Origin of the sequence: Agrobacterium rosae (assembly GCF_002915175.1) — a bacterium.
Lineage (GTDB): Bacteria > Pseudomonadota > Alphaproteobacteria > Rhizobiales > Rhizobiaceae > Agrobacterium > Agrobacterium rosae.
The window spans coordinates 35698-50671 of record NZ_NXEJ01000004.1; the positions used below are offsets into that span (position 1 = coordinate 35698).

A 14974-nucleotide genomic window follows, 5' to 3' on the forward strand; every position below is an offset into this window, starting at 1 on the left:
TTGAACCATTGCAACCCCGCATTCCGACCCGCTTCACGCAATCGGAAGGGCCTGTAGCTCAATGGTTAGAGCCGGCGGCTCATAACCGCTTGGTTGGGAGTTCGAGTCTCTCCGGGCCCACCACACATCTTCTGACATTCCCACGTCTTCCGTCCCAGACTTGCCAAGATCGCGCCTTAGCGGCTTGTATCTGCATCACCTCTCATGTCAGAGGATAGGACTGCGTGGAGACTGATACATGATGAGAACGATATTGGCCGGACGGTTACGGGCAGGACTGGTATTTGCGGCTTCCCTTTTTGCGTGGGGCGCGGCCAGTGCTACGCCTGTGCTGGTGGTCGATACGGCAAGTCGCGAGGTCCTTTATCAGGAGGATGCCGGGGTGCCGTGGTACCCGGCGTCAACGACCAAGCTCATGACGGCGCTGGTTGTTTTCGAGGCACTGCGGTCCGGTGAGGTGACCTTGACCACGCCGGTCATGATGACGCGCAACGCGACGAAACAGGCATTTCTGGAGTCCGGTCTGACCTTCGGGCGCACGATGACACTCGAAGATGCGCTTTTTGCAGCACTGACGGCCTCGGCAAACGATGTTGCGGTCGCCTTGGCAGAAGCGGTGGCTTCCGATGAGAGCCTGTTCGTTCAGCGAATGAATGCGCAGGCCACGCGCCTTGGTATGACGGGAACGCATTTTTCCAGCCCGAACGGCCTGTTTGACCGCAGCAATTATTCGACGGCGCGTGATCTTGCGATTCTCGGAATGGAAATCGACCGGGTATTTCCGGAATATAGCCGTTTCTTTCAGGGCTCAGCCGTCGTCATCGATGGCAAGGAGGTCAAATCCAACAATGCTTTGCTGACGCGTTTCAGCGGTACGGTGGGAATGAAAACCGGGTTCCTGTGTGCATCGGGCCGCAATTACGTCGGCCTTGCCACGCGCAATGGCAAGCGGGTGATGGTGGTCGTTCTGGGTGCCACGACGGAGCGGGAACGCAACGAACGATCTGCACAATATTTGACCCAGGCATTTGACGGCCAGTTGACGGCATCAGGGCCTGTCGAGGCGGTGCAAAACCATCCCGAGGTCGCACCGCAGGATATGCGCATCCGTCTCTGCACGGACAAGAGTGCTGCCTATGAGGCCGAGCGCGAAGCGCTTTATCCCATGGGATTGCCGGGACACGAATCGTTTCTGCATGACCAGATCGCGGGGCAGGTCCGCACCATAACCACCTGGCCCAGCGATACCGCGGTGGACGTGCCGCTTCCGAAACCACGTCCGTTGCAGGCACAACCGGCAACCGGTTCCGCCGGGTAAAAGCTTCTCGCGAATGCAGAACATTGGAGAATACGTCATGGCCCTGGAAGCACCGACCATAGCCAGTTTGATTGCCGAAGAAGAAGCCTTGAGGCTTGATAGCTTCAATTATGATTTCGCCTGGATATTGGGCAGCCACATCAGGCAACAGGCGGCGTCTTTGAAGCTGCCCGTCGCCATTGAAGTCAGGCATGGCACAGATGTCGTCTTTGCGAGCCTTCTCCCGGGTGCGACAATCGATAATTTTGGCTGGACCAGCCGCAAATGCGCAGTCGTCCACCGCTTCCATCGCAGTTCATTGCGGGTTCGGCTCGAAGCGGAAGCGAAGGGCTATGATTTCAATGCGAAATTCGGTCTGCCCGTGTCGCAGTTCGTCGCCAGCGGCGGTGGATTTCCCCTCGTTTTGCGCGGTGGAACGCTGATTGGTTCCGTGGCGGTCAGTGGACTGCCAGATATCGAGGACCATGCAATGATCACCGCCAGCTTGAAAGACCTTCTGCCAAACTGAGCCGTCTTGCGGAATAGGCGTGACAGGTCAGAGTTTCGCTATGATCTATGGTTGCGTAATGGGAGTGCCTGATGAGCGTTATGGTTGACAAAATGAGCGCCCAACGGGGCAGGCCGCTTGCCGTGATCGGACAGGTGCTTCTGGTTTCGCTTGTGGCCATCATCGGCTGGAACATCGCGCTGCCGGGGCTTGATCCTGCTTTTCTGGAAACACAATCACGGGCTGGTGGTGCTTCAGCGCTCTCCATCTTGGCGCTGGGGGTGTGGCCCATTCTGACGGCACTTGCCCTTGGGCAGATCGTCAGACTCATTACCCCACGTCTCGCAGATAGCAAGTTTCTGGTTGCCGCCGAAAACGTTGGTGCTCTGTTGCTGGCGGGTTCACAGGCCTATGGAATCGCGCTCTCGTTTTCGGCTATGGGTCGTTTAACGGATGAGAGCTCCTTTGGTTTGGCACTCGTCATCTCATCCCTTGTGGGCGGCGTCGCTCTAATGTTGGTGATGTCGAGGCAAGTCGTCCTACCAAGCCTCGCATCCGCTTTCTGGATGTTATGGCTGCTTCCGGATCTCATCAATAAGCCATCACAGATTTATTCCTCGCTATATCTGTTTCGCACAGGTGGGTTCGACGGGTCGCACCTCGTCGTTCCGATATTCGTTATCATTGGCGGTGTTGCACTTGCGATATTTGCCATTCGCACCGTGATGACCAACGAAGATCGAGGGACGCTTACGAGAGATGTCACGAAATCTGTTTTCTTGATGAACGTCGTGGTGTGGCCGCCTTTTCTGGCGGCAAGCGCGGCGGGGTATCTCCTCATGCCGCTGGCTTTTGTGACGCCCGATTCTTTTTCGGATGCTTCATCCGTAACCATCTATTTCCTAGCGATGACAGCTCTTCTCATCCCCGTTTTTGTTATCGGCTACCGGCGCTATTTCGCGCATAAAGGTGTAACTCTTCCCGTGACATCGATGCTTGTGCTCGCTGTCACGCAGATCGTGCTGATTGTGGGAGGAGAATTTGTGACGCAGCGGGTGATCTTTCCGGTTCCGCTCAGTGGCACGACCGTGCTGGTGCTGGTCGCCGTCGGTTACGCGCTCATCGAAGCCATTCGCAGGCCGCGCAGCACAGTTGAGGTGTAATCACGAAAAGGTGTTGTGGGCGGATCGAGCCTTGGCATTTGAGGCTTTGATCGATCTAGGGCACTGCGTGTAGCTTGACACGGGGTGTCCGCCGCCGCATCGGTGCTTGGATATTCAGATTGATTGGGGGAGATATCATCTTGAAACAATGGACGACCGGACCGCAAGGCATGCAGCGCCTATGATCGTTGGCATCGTTTTAACTGCGATCTTGATGCTTTTCCTGATCGCCTATCCCAAACGTCTTAAGCCGGTCGTTATCGGGCTTGCGGTCATCTGGTCGGGAACCGCAACATGGATTTTATTTGATGGATTGCGGTCCGGCGAAAGGGTGAAGGCGATCATTGCCACGGCTTTGTTCGATCCAACCTGCACAGAGGCGAATGCGCCTATTCGGCTGAGCTTTCAGAACACCAACAATGTTGCCGTGCGTCGTCTGACCTATACGCTGGAAGGTTTCGAGGCGGCATTCCGGGCCTCTGTTTCCTTCGATCCCTATCAAATCAGCGAGCGTCGGATTGAGGCGAATGAAACCTATGCTGCGTGCCGTCCATTCCGGTTGCGCAACAATGAGACGGTTGATCCCAAAAATCTCGAGTGGCGGGTCACCATCGACTCGGCTGAGTTCGATTAGACAGAATGCGCTGATCGAGCATCCTCTCACGATTTTTTGATGGTCGATTTCCCGTCCAAAAAATCCGCTAATAAAAACTGGCTGATAACGGCTGCGGTGTTTTTGCGTGCGCGGTAGATGCGCTGTCGCCCGTGGCCATGCAACCATGGCGCTCTTGTATGTGTCTTCTGGCGGTGCCACTTGAGCGGCAATTCTTGAATTGCTCCAGAAGGTTGCGTTTTGGTTTCTGTATCTCGTGTTTTGAAAATAGGCGTTCTTTGCCTCGTCGCTCTGCCCGCATCTGTCGGCGCGCATATGGGCATCAATCAGCTGACGGGCAATTTCCATGAGGTTCTGCCGGGTGAGCTTTATCGGTCCGCGCAGCCAAGCGGCGCAGACGTCACGAAATACGCGCAGCAATTCGGCATCAAAACCATCATCAATCTGCGCAACGAAGACCGTAAAGACTGGTACCGCGACGAAAAAGCCGCCGCAGACGCCAGTGGCGTCAAGCTTATCGATTTCCCCCTGAGTTCCAGCAAGGAGCTTCCGCAAGATCAGGCTGAAGAGCTGGTGCGCATCATGAAGGATGCGCCAAAGCCCATCCTCATTCACTGCGAACATGGTGCCAACCGCACCGGGCTCGCTTCCGCCATCTATGTTGGGGCCGTGGCCAAGAAAAGCGAACAGGCCGCAGAATTCCAGCTTTCACCCTATTACGGGCACGTGCCGATCAAGGGCGTGGGGCGTTACGAGATGTACCAGTCCTGGGATGATTTCGAGGAAACGATAGGGTTTTGACATTTCTTCCGTCATCCCGCACTTGATGCGGGATCCAGTCAGCCCAAGTCCTTGGGCTGAAAGAACTTTTACGCCGCGCAGACGCGCGTCTGCTGGACCCCGCATCAAGTGCGGGGTGACGGTGGTGAATGTGGGGCTACCTGCCCAAGAAACCCCTAAAACCGCCCGCCCTTTTCCGAAATCACCTTCGTCAAACTGCCATCCGCCGGAAACAGCGGAATGAGGCAGGCTTGCAGGGCGTGGTAGATATCGCCCTTGCCGGGGAAAATGGTGTTGGCGGGAACGAGATTTTCCGTCAGTTCCTCGTGCCAGCCACCTTGTTTGTGGTCGAGGAAGCTGTTGGCGATGGTGCTCCAGATGCGGCGATAGCTGTCTTCGTAGAACTCATCGGCGGGCAGGTGCTCGTTGAGGAAATGCGCCGCACCGGCGGCCTCGCACATTGGCCACCAGAGCTTTTCCGTCTTGGCGGGTGTGTTGTCCCAATCCAGCGTGTAGAAGAAGCCGCCTTTTTCACGGTCCCAGCCCAGCGACATGGATTGCACGAACAGCGATTTGGCCGCTGTCGGCATCCAGTCATGCTTGCGCTCGCCCAGTACCCAGAGCTGAAGAAGGAGGCGCGCCCATTCCAGCCAATGGCCGGGGGTGGAGCCGGAAGGACGGAACATCTCGTTGCCGCGATAATCCTTGTCCAGCACCCAGTTTTCATCGAAATGCTCAGGCACGCGGAAATCCAGCGCACCGGCAGCACGGCGGATGACGAGATCGGCAATGCGCTCGGCCTTGGTCAGATAGCTCTTGTCGCCGGTCGCTTCGAAGGCCGCCATCAGCGCTTCTGTCAGGTGCATGTTGGAGTTCTGGCCGCGATAATTCTCGATGGGAGACCAGTCGCGGTAGAATTCCTCGTTGATGGCCCCATGCTTTTCTTCCCAGAACCTGATGTCGAGAACTTCGGTAATGTCGGCCAGCATTTTATCGGCCAGCGGATGGCCCACGGTTTTTGCCGATGAGGCGGCCAGCAGCACGAAGGCATGGCCGTAACCCTGCTTACTGGCATCGACCGGGCCGTTCTCATCCACCTGCCAGAAATACCCGCCGTGCTCGGCGTCGCGGTGGTTGTTCCACAGATAGGTCATGCCATGGTCGATGACATCGCCGCAGCCGGGGCGGCCCAGCAGATGTCCAATGGAGAAGCAATGCACCATGCGCGCAGAGGCGTGGATACCGCGCACCGGATTGTCCGGCTGAAGCGGAGCCCCCTCACGATCCAGATCGAAAAAACCACCCTTGGGGTTGATGGCGCGGTACTGGAAGAAGTCGAACAGACCCTCCGCCTGCTTTGCCAGCCATTGGCGGTGCCAGGGCAGGGTGCTCCAGTTCGACTTCACGTGTTCCGTTTCGGTCATGTTTTCTCCTCGTTCATGTCTTTAGCGGTAGGCGTTACAACGGTGCCTGAAAGTCAGTGCCCCCACCCCTCATTCCTGTGCTTGTCACAGGAATCCAGCCAGCCCAAGTCTTTGGGCTGAAAGAACCTCTTCGCCGCGCAGATGCGCGACGACTGGATTCCTGTCACAAGCACAGGAATGAGGGAGAGGGGCGCAGACATCTCGAAGCCGTCATCGTACACTCAGATATTCTCTATATCTTTGGGACGTAACAGTGTCATCCATAACTGAAATTTCGTACCCTTGAGTTACAACGCAAAACCAAAGCTGGAAATGAGCGATATATTGACATAAAGATATCTTTATGTGACTGACGAACTGCAAATCAGCGAGTGAATAAGGAGTATACCGATGTTGGACGATCTGTTTGGCCCTGTAGGGGGCAACAAGCGTGACGGCGCGGAAATCCTGAAAGCGATCCGCCAGGCCGCTCAGGAACGCATCCTCATTCTCGATGGTGCCATGGGAACGCAGATCCAGGGGCTGGGCTTCGATGAAGACCATTTCCGGGGTGATCGCTTTATCGGCTGCGCCTGTCATCAGCAGGGCAACAATGACCTTCTCATTCTCTCCCAGCCGGATGCGATCGAGGAAATCCATTATCGCTACGCCATGGCGGGTGCGGATATTCTCGAAACAAACACGTTTTCCTCCACCCGCATTGCGCAGGCGGATTACGAGATGGAAAATGCCGTCTACGATCTCAACCGTGAAGGTGCCTTCATCGTGCGCCGCGCTGCCCAGCGCGCGGAGCGGGAAGATGGCCGCCGCCGTTTCGTGGCCGGTGCCATTGGCCCCACCAACCGCACGGCCTCGATTTCGCCTGACGTCAACAACCCGGGCTATCGCGCCGTCAGCTTCGATGACCTGCGCGTGGCCTATGGTGAGCAGATCGACGGCTTGATCGATGGCGGTGCCGATCTCATTCTCATCGAGACCATTTTCGATACGCTGAACGCCAAGGCCGCCATCTTTGCCTGCGAAGAGCGTTTTGCCGCCAAGGGCATTCATCTGCCGGTGATGATTTCAGGCACGATCACCGACCTTTCCGGCCGCACGCTGTCGGGCCAGACCCCGTCTGCCTTCTGGAATTCCGTGCGCCACGCCAACCCTTTCACCGTCGGCCTCAACTGCGCGCTGGGTGCCAGCGCCATGCGTCCGCATTTGCAGGAATTGTCGGAGGTTGCCGATACCTTCATCTGCGCCTACCCGAACGCGGGCCTGCCGAACGAATTCGGCCAATATGACGAAACGCCTGACATGATGGCCGCGCAGGTCGAGGAATTCGCCCGCGAAGGCCTCGTCAACGTGGTCGGCGGCTGCTGCGGCTCGACGCCCGAGCACATCCGCGCCATTGCCGATGCCGTTGCCGGTCACGCGCCGCGCAAGGTGGCCGAACATCGCTCCTTCATGTCGCTGTCGGGCCTCGAGCCCTTCGTGCTGACCAAGGACATTCCCTTCGTCAATGTCGGTGAGCGCACCAACGTGACTGGTTCGGCCAAGTTCCGCAAGCTCATCACCGCTGGCGATTATACCGCCGCTCTCGCCGTTGCCCGCGACCAGGTGGAAAACGGCGCGCAGATTATCGACATCAACATGGATGAAGGCCTTATCGACAGCCAGAAGGCCATGGTCGAGTTCCTGAACCTCATCGCCGCCGAGCCGGATATCGCCCGCGTGCCTGTCATGATCGACAGCTCCAAGTGGGAGATCATCGAGGCTGGCCTGAAATGCGTTCAGGGCAAATCCATCGTCAACTCCATCTCGCTGAAGGAAGGCGAGGAGAAGTTTCTGGAGCAGGCGCGTCTGGTGCGCCATTACGGTGCCGCCGTCGTCGTCATGGCGTTCGATGAGGTAGGGCAGGCCGATACCTACGAGCGCAAGGTGGAGATTTGCACGCGCGCCTATAAGCTGCTGACCGAAAAGGCAGGCATTCTGCCTGAGGATATCATCTTCGACCCCAACGTCTTTGCGGTCGCCACCGGTATCGAGGAACACAACAATTACGGCGTGGATTTCATCAACGCCACCCGCACCATTCGCGAAACCATGCCGCTGGTGCATATTTCCGGCGGTGTTTCCAACCTGTCCTTCTCGTTCCGCGGCAATGAGCCGGTGCGCGAAGCCATGCACGCTGTGTTCCTCTACCACGCCATTCAGGTCGGCATGGATATGGGCATCGTCAATGCCGGTCAGCTGGCGGTTTACGAAAGCATCGACCCGGAACTGCGCGAGGCATGCGAAGACGTGGTGCTGAACCGCCGTGCCGATGGCACCGAGCGACTGCTGGAAATCGCCGAGCGTTTCCGCGGCGGTCCGGGTCGCGAGGCACGGGTACAGGATCTGGCCTGGCGCGAATGGCCGGTGGAAAAGCGTCTGTCGCATGCGCTGGTCAACGGCCTTACCGATTATATCGAAGCAGATACGGAAGAGGCGCGCCAGCAGGCGGCCCGTCCGCTGCACGTCATCGAAGGACCGCTGATGGCGGGCATGAATGTGGTGGGTGACCTGTTCGGTTCGGGCAAGATGTTCCTGCCGCAGGTGGTCAAATCCGCCCGCGTCATGAAACAGGCCGTGGCTGTTTTGCTGCCCTACATGGAAGAGGAAAAGCGCCTCAATGGCGGCGATCAGCGTAAGGCCGCCGGCAAGGTGCTGATGGCGACCGTGAAGGGCGACGTGCACGATATCGGCAAGAACATCGTCGGCGTCGTTCTGGCTTGCAACAATTACGAGATCATCGATCTTGGCGTCATGGTGCCCGCTACGAAGATTCTCGAAACGGCGATTGCCGAAGAGGTTGATGTCATCGGCCTGTCCGGCCTCATCACGCCGTCGCTGGATGAGATGGTGCATGTGGCCGCCGAGATGGAGCGGCAGGGCTTCAACATTCCGCTGCTCATCGGTGGTGCCACGACCAGCCGCGTCCACACGGCGGTCAAAATCCATCCGCGTTATGAAAAGGGGCAGGCGATCTACGTCACAGATGCCTCGCGTGCCGTGGGTGTCGTATCTGCCCTGCTGTCCGAGGATCAGAAGCCCGCCTATATCGATGGTATCAGGGCGGAATACGCCAAGGTTTCGGAAGCGCATGCTCGCAACGAACGCGAAAAGCTGCGCCTGCCGTTGTCGCGCGCACGCGCCAATGCCCATAAGGTGGATTGGACGGCCTATCAGCCGGTCAAGCCGCAATTCCTCGGCACCAAGACCTTCGAGACCTATGATCTGGAAGAGCTTGCCAAATACATCGACTGGACGCCGTTCTTCCAGACCTGGGAAATGAAGGGACGCTACCCCGCCATTCTCGAAGACGAGAAGCAGGGTGAGGCGGCGCGCCAGCTCTTTGCCGATGCGCAGGCGATGCTCAAGAAGATCATCGACGAAAAGTGGTTTCGTCCGCGCGCGGTCATCGGCTTCTGGCCAGCCAATGCGGTGGGCGATGATATCCGCCTGTTTACGGACGAGACCCGCGCCAAGGAACTGGCCACCTTCTTCACGCTTCGCCAGCAACTGTCCAAGCGCGATGGTCGCCCCAATGTGGCGCTGTCGGATTTCGTCATGCCGCAGGACACTGATGTCACCGATTATGTCGGCGGCTTCGTGGTGACAGCGGGCATTGAGGAAGTGGCGATTGCCGAACGCTTCGAACGGGCCAATGACGATTACTCCTCCATCCTCGTCAAGGCACTGGCCGACCGCTTCGCCGAAGCCTTTGCCGAGCGCATGCATGAGCGTGTGCGCAAGGAATATTGGGGCTATGCGGCCAATGAAAGCTTCGGCCCTGACGATCTTATCGGTGAGGCCTATGCGGGCATCCGCCCAGCCCCCGGCTATCCGGCCCAGCCAGATCACACCGAAAAGGAAACCCTGTTCCGCCTGCTGGATGCGACGGAAGAAACCGGCGTGGTGCTGACCGAAAGCTACGCCATGTGGCCCGGCTCCTCCGTCTCCGGCCTCTATATCGGCCACCCCGAAAGCTACTATTTCGGCGTCGCCAAGGTGGAGCGGGACCAGGTCGAGGACTATGCCAAGCGCAAGGGCATGCCTGTCAAGGAGATTGAGCGCTGGCTTGGGCCAGTGCTGAACTATGTGCCGGTCGAAGCCAAAAAAGAGGTCGAGACCGCCGCCTGATAATCCTGTTCAGGTGGTTGACGGGCTGATTCCGAATCTTGGCCTTACTCATTGATTTGAAACTAAAAAAGCGCGGATCGTTCCGCGCTTTTTGTCGTTCTGGCTGCTGCTTATGCCTTTGTATTTCGGCCAGAAGACAGAATTGTCGACAAAGCTTTTACATAATATTAGATTATATGAATGTATCTATGGGTTGCTAAATCGGTCATCGGCCCTCATCTGGAGGTTAACGTGCAGCAGCTTTCTTCTCTCGTGATGGTCCTCGTCACCCTCATGATTTTGAGCGCCGGTTTCGTGACTGGAGCAGCAAGCGACGGCAATTGGGGCGAGGGTGTCGGCGCGCTCTTCATCGGCCCCATCGTCTTCTTTTTCATCGCCCACACGCTTCTTTATCTCGGCGCGCGGCTCGTTCGCGGCAAAGACGGCGTCGCGTCCTACACCGCTAGCAAGATCAATCGAATTGCTGCGCTGATGACGATTTTGGCGGCTATCGCTGCTGCATAACGGAATTTTACGGTGAGCGGCAGTGGGTGTGGTTTTACCCCCCTCTGTCCTGCCGGGCATCTCCCCCTCAGGTGGGGAGATTGGCTAGAGGCGCGCTCCTCGCTCCATCTCAGTCCTAGATCGGGGAACAGCCTTCGCAACGGTCAAGATGGCCGGAGGCTAACCACGAGTCGATCTCCCCACCTGAGGGGGAGATGCCCGGCAGGGCAGAGGGGGGGGTAAACCACACCCACCAACGCCCACTCATACCTACTCAAACCGATCAATAATACTAATCCCACTATCCCTAAACGTGTCCATCTCGGGAAGTGCCGTCACCGCATCCGACAACGAAATATGCCGCCCAATCAGCTTCTCCGGCGAGAGCTTTCCAGTCTTGATCATCGCCAGCATATCATCATAACGCCAGGCCTGCATGCCGTGGCTGCCATAGATTTCCAGTTCGTGGGCAATCACCCGTGCCATCGGTATCTGCGGCATGGAATGATCGGCCAGCATCAACCCTACCTGGACGTGGCGTCCGCGACGGCGCAGGTTGGTGATGGAGTTGCAGCAGGTCTGTGGATGGCCTAGCGCATCGACGGAGACATGCGCGCCGCCGCCGGTGATGTCGCGCACAGCCTCGGCCACGTCAGAAACCTCGCGGCTGTTGATGGTTGCGGTTGCGCCCAGTTCTTTCGCCAGCGCCAGCTTGTCCTCGGCAATATCGATGGCGACGACCTGCGCGCCGAGCCCCGCACCGATCATGATGGCCGAAAGGCCCACGCCGCCGCAGCCATGCACGGCCAGCCACTCGCCGCCCTTCAGCCGCCCCTGATCGACCACGGCACGAAACGAGGTAGCGAAGCGGCAGCCGAGGCTGGCGGCCGTATCGAAGCCCATCTCATCGGGCATATGCACGAGGTTCTGGTCGGCATAATCGATGGCGACATATTCGGCATAGGAGCCCCAATGGGTAAAGCCCGGCTGGAACTGCGTTTCGCAAACCTGCTGGTTGCCGGAGCGGCATTCCTGGCAATGGCCGCAGCCCGAAACGAACGGCACCGTGACGCGGTCACCGACCTTGAAGCGCATGACGTTTTTGCCGACAGCAGAAATGACGCCCGCAAATTCATGGCCCGGCACATGCGGCAAGCGGATGTCGCTGTCATGGCCCATCCAGCCGTGCCAGTCGCTGCGGCACATGCCCGTCGCCTTGACTGCGATCACCACGCCATCCGGCGTCGGTTCCGGGTCCGGCAGGTTGGCGATGATGGGTGCTTCGCCGAAGCGTTCGTAGAACAATGCGCGCATGTGTTTCTCCTGAGATGGCCTTGTCTAGCCCGATCTCCCAGTCAGAAACAGTGCGCCAGCCTGCTACAATCATCAAATCTTCTGATGCGAATTTCAGTGTGATGGGTTCGCTGATGGCCGGTGGTGTCTTTTCCGAGACCGTCGTCACGACACCGTTGGAGCGAAAATCGGAATCTCTTTTTTGAGAGGACGTTCTGTCTTGGCGCGTTGAAATACAGCGGGTGACAGTGGGTGTGGCTCACCCCCCTCTGTCCTGCCGGACATCTCCCCCACAAGGAGGGAGATCGCATGGGCGCACCGACATCACTTCAATCGCAACGTCAGAGATAATCGAGCGATCACCACGAATCGATCTCCCCACCTGTGGGGGAGATGCCCGGCAGGGCAGAGGGGGGTGAGCCACACCCGCTGTCGTCCATTGTGGCGAAAGACGTGCAGATCGCCGTCCCGCTGTCAGTCTGCCACAATCATCAAATCGTCCGATGCGAATTTCAGCGTGATGCGCTCGCCAATCGCGGGCGGTGTCTTGCCGGGATCGTTGAACATATCGAAGGACAGCGTCGCGCCGCCCACATCCATGCGTGTGCGAATGACCGAGCCGAGGAAGTGGCTGGAGGTTACGGTGCCTGATATGGCGACGTCACCGACATTGGCTTCACCCAGAGAACCGGCCTCGGGCCGCAATGCCACAGTGACCTTCTCGCCATTGCCTTTGCCCAGCGGCTTCTTCAGCGAAACCTGCTGGTCACCCATTTGTATCGTGCTGGTGGATGCATCGACAACGGTCGCATCAATCAGGTTCAACGTACCCACGAAGGACGCCACGAAGCGGGTCGCTGGCTTGTTGTAAATGTCGAAGGGCGAGCCGATCTGGTCGGCGCGTCCGGCATTCATCACCACGATGCGGTCGGATATCGTGAGTGCCTCTTCCTGATCGTGCGTCACGAAAATGGTGGTAATACCGAGCTTGCGTTGAATACTGCGGATTTCCTCCCGCAGCGAAACGCGGATTTTGGCATCGAGCGCAGACAGCGGTTCGTCCAGCAGTAGAACCTGCGGCTTGGGGGCGAGCGCCCGCGCCAGTGCCACGCGCTGCTGCTGCCCGCCGGACATCTGGTAGGGGTAGCGGTCGGCCAGATGATCCAGATGGATCAGCGCTAGCATTTCCTTCACCCGCGCGTCGATTTCAGCTTTTGGCTTGCCAGCGATTTTCAGACCGAAGGCGACGTTTTCGTAGACATTCATATTGGGAAACAGCGCATAGGCCTGAAACACCATGCCGATATTGCGTTGGTTGGGTTTTAGTGTCGTCTGGTCCTTGCCGTTGATGACGATGGAGCCTTCGCTGGGCGTCTCGAAACCGGCGATCATGCGCAAAATAGTGGTCTTGCCGCAGCCAGATGGTCCCAAGAAAGAAACGAATTCTCCCTGCTCGATCGCCATGTTGAAATCATGGACGACCTGAACCTGACCAAAGGATTTTCTGATGTTGTGCAGTGTCAAAAAGCTCATAAAATAAGTCCTCAGGCCTTGGGAGGCGCGCCTTTTTGATAGCGCGAGACGAGTTGGATCAGACCCAGGCAGCCCCAGGTGATGCCGAAGGAAATGACGGCAAGGGCGGCAGGCTCATAGGCGCGGTTGGCACCCAGCAGTTGCATGTAAGGACCAAAGGCCGGGCGGTTCAGCAGCGCCGCCATGGTGAACTCACCGATGACGATGGCAAAGGTGAGAAATGCGCCCGATAGCACCGCCACCAGCACATTCGGCAAAATGATGCGGGCGAGAATCGTCGTCCATCCCGCGCCCAGGCTTTGCGCGGCTTCGGTCAGCGTGGTGATGTCGATGGTGCGAAGCCCGGTATCGACGGCACGGTACATATAGGGCAGGGCCAGCGTGGTATAACCGAACACCAGAAGCAGATTGGTGCCCGATGTCGTGCCCGTCAACGGCAGCCAGCTGGACGTGTTGTAGAGCCTGATATAACCGAAGACGATGACGATGGCCGGAATGACCAGCGGCAGAAGCGTGATGAACTCGATGACCGGGCGAAGTGCTGGCAGCTTCAACCGCACCCAATAGGCTGTGGGAACGACGAGCAGGATGCCGAAAATAATGGTGCACAACGCCATCACGATGGAGAAGGTGAACGTCTCCTGAAAGCGCGGGTCGCTGAGAACCTTGCCGTAAGCATCGAAAGAATACTCACCGCGCCGCATTTTCAAAGAGAAATTCGTCATGCCGATCAAGGGCAGGGCGAAGTAGAGCATGCCGAACAGCAGCGCACCCCAGGCGAAAATCCGCTTCATTTCAGCCACCTCTCGCTGCGCGTGCGCATCCAGATATAGAGCGTGTTGGCAATGCAGGTGACAAGAATCATGCCGAAGGCCAGCGCATAACCGAGGTTGGGATTGCCCAGCACGTCACCGCGGATTTGCGCAAACAGCAGAATGGGCACGATGTTGAGCGAGGAACCGGTGAGCGCAATAGCGGTGGCAACCGCGCCGAAGGCGTTGGCAAACAGCAGCGAGAACGTGCCGAGAATGGAGGGCAGCAGAATGGGAAAGGCCACCATGCGCCAATATTGAAAGCCGCTAGCGCCTAAAATTTCCGCCGCCTCGCGCCATTCGCGCTTCAGGCCATCCAGCGCGGGTGTGATGATAAGGATCATCAGCGGTATCTGGAAAAACAGATAGGTGACCGTCAGGCCCCAGAAGGACAGGATGTTGAAGCCCAGCAGGCGCAGATCGAGGCCGAGCTGCGTTTTCAAAAACACGGTCACGAGACCGACAGGGCCAAGTGTGGCGATGAAGGCAAAGGCCAGCGGTACGCCTGCAAATTGCGAAGCCACACCGGAAAATGTCAGAAGCGGCGAGCGAATTCTCTGTGGCAGGCCGCCAAGCACCACGGCCGTCGCCACACCAAAGCCGATGAGACAGCCGAGTGCTGCCGAGGCGACGCTGATCTTGATGGAAATCCAGTAGGCTGAGAGAATGGACGCGGTGAAAAGGCCCGCAATGTTTTCTAAGGTAAAGCTGCCATCGGGCGTCTGAAAAGCGCCAAGGACGATTTTCATCGTCGGCATGATCAAAAAAAGCAGAATAAAAATGGCAAATGGCAGAACGCCCAGCCACTCCAGCTTCAGGCGAGGCCTGACTGCTGGTCGCGATGGCGCGCCATTGATGTTTGATGACATATGATGTTCCCAAACGCCGCGATCATTGCGGT

12 protein-coding genes and 1 tRNA gene are annotated in these 14974 nt (G+C 57.9%); 8 read left to right on the top strand and 5 right to left on the bottom strand.

Annotated features, from left to right (window positions below; all coding sequences use genetic code 11):
* The first annotated feature begins 47 nt into the window (after positions 1-47).
* The 6 genes from CPJ18_RS07470 to CPJ18_RS07495 all read left to right on the top strand — a co-directional run bounded on the left by CPJ18_RS07470 (position 48) and on the right by CPJ18_RS07495 (position 4382).
* Positions 48-123: transfer RNA gene (locus tag CPJ18_RS07470), tRNA-Ile, on the top strand.
* 115 nt (positions 124-238) lie between these two features.
* On the top strand, positions 239-1318 hold the full coding sequence (locus tag CPJ18_RS27155) for a D-alanyl-D-alanine carboxypeptidase family protein (RefSeq protein ID WP_103657604.1): 1080 nt from the start codon (positions 239-241) through the stop codon (positions 1316-1318).
* Between the two features lie 37 nt (positions 1319-1355).
* A complete protein-coding gene (locus CPJ18_RS07480; protein ID WP_103657890.1) occupies positions 1356-1826 on the top strand; it encodes a heme-degrading domain-containing protein in 471 nt (156 codons plus the stop codon).
* 71 nt (positions 1827-1897) lie between these two features.
* Positions 1898-2968 carry a hypothetical protein gene (locus CPJ18_RS07485; protein ID WP_103657605.1) on the top strand — a complete coding sequence of 357 codons (1071 nt, stop codon included), beginning with the start codon at positions 1898-1900 and terminating at the stop codon, positions 2966-2968.
* Positions 2969-3149: 181 nt separating this feature from the next.
* Positions 3150-3602: a hypothetical protein gene (locus CPJ18_RS07490; RefSeq protein WP_103657891.1), complete on the top strand. Its 453-nt coding sequence runs from the start codon at positions 3150-3152 to the stop codon at positions 3600-3602.
* 219 nt (positions 3603-3821) lie between these two features.
* Positions 3822-4382 (top strand): dual specificity protein phosphatase family protein, encoded by a 561-nt coding sequence (locus CPJ18_RS07495; protein WP_103657606.1) that lies wholly within the window; start codon positions 3822-3824, stop codon positions 4380-4382.
* 155 nt (positions 4383-4537) lie between these two features.
* On the opposite strand, the gene CPJ18_RS07500 is transcribed toward CPJ18_RS07495, so the two are convergent.
* Positions 4538-5785: an AGE family epimerase/isomerase gene (locus CPJ18_RS07500; RefSeq protein WP_103657607.1), complete on the bottom strand. Its 1248-nt coding sequence runs from the start codon at positions 5783-5785 to the stop codon at positions 4538-4540.
* A 390-nt stretch (positions 5786-6175) separates the two neighbouring features.
* Here CPJ18_RS07500 and metH point away from each other — a divergent pair, with 390 nt between their 5' ends.
* Positions 6176-9952 carry a methionine synthase gene (metH, locus tag CPJ18_RS07505; RefSeq protein WP_103657608.1) on the top strand — a complete coding sequence of 1259 codons (3777 nt, stop codon included), beginning with the start codon at positions 6176-6178 and terminating at the stop codon, positions 9950-9952.
* A 231-nt stretch (positions 9953-10183) separates the two neighbouring features.
* On the top strand, positions 10184-10456 hold the full coding sequence (locus tag CPJ18_RS07510; RefSeq protein WP_146258663.1) for a hypothetical protein: 273 nt from the start codon (positions 10184-10186) through the stop codon (positions 10454-10456).
* 249 nt (positions 10457-10705) lie between these two features.
* Here the strand turns inward: CPJ18_RS07510 and CPJ18_RS07520 are convergent, their stop codons facing one another.
* The 4 genes from CPJ18_RS07520 to CPJ18_RS07535 form a co-directional block, all read right to left on the bottom strand.
* Positions 10706-11749, bottom strand: a complete 1044-nt coding sequence (locus CPJ18_RS07520) for a zinc-dependent alcohol dehydrogenase family protein (protein ID WP_103657610.1) — start codon at positions 11747-11749, stop codon at positions 10706-10708.
* A gap of 453 nt (positions 11750-12202) precedes the next feature.
* Positions 12203-13261 carry an ABC transporter ATP-binding protein gene (locus tag CPJ18_RS07525; RefSeq protein ID WP_103657611.1) on the bottom strand — a complete coding sequence of 353 codons (1059 nt, stop codon included), beginning with the start codon at positions 13259-13261 and terminating at the stop codon, positions 12203-12205.
* Between the two features lie 11 nt (positions 13262-13272).
* Entirely contained in the window at positions 13273-14055 is a 783-nt protein-coding gene (locus CPJ18_RS07530; RefSeq protein WP_103657612.1) for an ABC transporter permease, read from the bottom strand.
* Positions 14052-14942 (bottom strand): ABC transporter permease, encoded by an 891-nt coding sequence (locus CPJ18_RS07535; protein WP_077117535.1) that lies wholly within the window; start codon positions 14940-14942, stop codon positions 14052-14054. The genes CPJ18_RS07530 and CPJ18_RS07535 overlap by 4 nt, the downstream gene beginning before the upstream one ends.
* Positions 14943-14974: the final 32 nt, after the last annotated feature.